Origin of the sequence: Bifidobacterium rousetti, assembly GCF_008698235.1 — a bacterium.
In the GTDB taxonomy this organism is placed as follows: Bacteria; Actinomycetota; Actinomycetes; order Actinomycetales; family Bifidobacteriaceae; genus Bifidobacterium; species Bifidobacterium rousetti.
This window is the reverse complement of sequence record NZ_PEBH01000031.1, coordinates 1-1,363: the sequence shown is the minus strand read 5'-3', so window position 1 is coordinate 1,363 and position 1,363 is coordinate 1. Positions and strand designations below refer to the sequence as shown.

1 protein-coding gene is annotated in these 1,363 nt (G+C 64.2%); it reads left to right on the top strand.

What is annotated here, in order from left to right; all coding sequences use genetic code 11:
• The first annotated feature begins 124 nt into the window (after window positions 1-124).
• Window positions 125-1,309, top strand: coding sequence for an IS256 family transposase (locus CSQ85_RS12910; protein WP_150384354.1), 1,185 nt, complete (start codon window positions 125-127; stop codon window positions 1,307-1,309).
• Window positions 1,310-1,363 lie beyond the last annotated feature (54 nt).

Here is a 1,363-nt window from a genome sequence, read left to right as displayed (position 1 = left end):
GATAAGGCCCGAAATTTTGCGCACTTTGGTTCGGGCTTGAGATAAGAGGGCATGGCCCGTGTCCTGTGTACGATTTTCTGTCGCCAAACAAAACAAATCGCGATTGGAAAGAGAGCACGAAGCCATGTCACAGCAGATTCTACAGGTCGACCAGGCCATGTTGGAGACCACCCTGGACCGGATGGTCAGGAAAAGCGTCGAGGAGACATTGAACGCGATGCTCGACGCCGAGGCCGACGAGATCACGGGCGCCGCGCGCTACGAGCGCAGCGGGGAACGGAAGGCGTACCGGGCCGGCCATTACAAGCGTGACCTGACCGTCAAGGCCGGGAAAATGAGCCTGAAGGTGCCCAAGCTCAAGGGCGCGGTGTTCGAGTCGGCCGTGATCGAACGCTACCGGCGACGCGAGGAGAGCGTCGAGGAGGCGCTGATCGACATGTACCTGGCCGGCGTGTCCACGCGTCAGGTCGATGACGTCAGCCAGCTGTTGTGGGGCGACCGCATGCCCTCGCAGACCCTTTCCGACAAGCTCAAGCGCATCTACGCGGACATCGACGCGTGGAGGGAGCGCCCGCTCGTGCAGGAGTACCCGTACGTGTTCATGGACGGCGTATGGCACAAGCGCTGCTGGGGCGGCTCGGTCGAGAACGTGAGCGTGCTCGTCGCCATCGGCGTCGGCATGGACGGGCGGCGCGAGGTGCTCTCCGTGGCGGAGGGCATGAAGGAGGATGCGGAAAGCTGGCGTTCGTTCATCACCGGCATGCTCGCGCGCGGGTTGAGGGGCGTGCGGCTGGCGGTGGGCGACCGGTGCGCGGGGCTCGTGGCCGCCGTGAACGAACTGCTGCCCAACGCCCGTTATCAGCGGTGCATGGTGCATTTCGAACGCAATGTCCTCGCCAAGGTCAACCCCAGGAACCGGCAGTGGGCCGCGGACGCGCTCAAGGCCGTGTTCTCCATGGAATCACGCGACAAGGCCCTGGAGAAGGCGGAATCCGTCGCCAAGGACATGGAATCGCGCAAGCTCAGGGAGGCCGCCAAATGCCTGCGCGAGGGCATCGGCGAGACCACGACCTACCTGCTCGACGACTATCCGCGCGAGCATCGCCGGCGCATCCGCACGAACAACATGATCGAACGATTGAACCGCGAGATCAGGCGACGCACGCGCGTGGTCGGCTCGTTCCCGGACGGCAGGAGCGCGTTGATGCTCGTCTGCGCGCGCGTGCGCTACGTGACCTCCAACGAGTGGTCGACGCGCCGCTACCTCGACATGTCCCGGCTCGGTGAGACCGTACAGGCAGCGAACTGATCATCGTCGCAGAGCCGGGCGAAGACCAAAGTGCGCAAGAATCCGGGCACTACC

Bases quoted from the DNA above. Each gene is read 5' to 3' on its own strand.
- CSQ85_RS12910 (WP_150384354.1), top strand. From the start codon at position 125: ATGTCACAGCAGATTCTACAGGTCGACCAGGCCATGTTGGAGACCACC.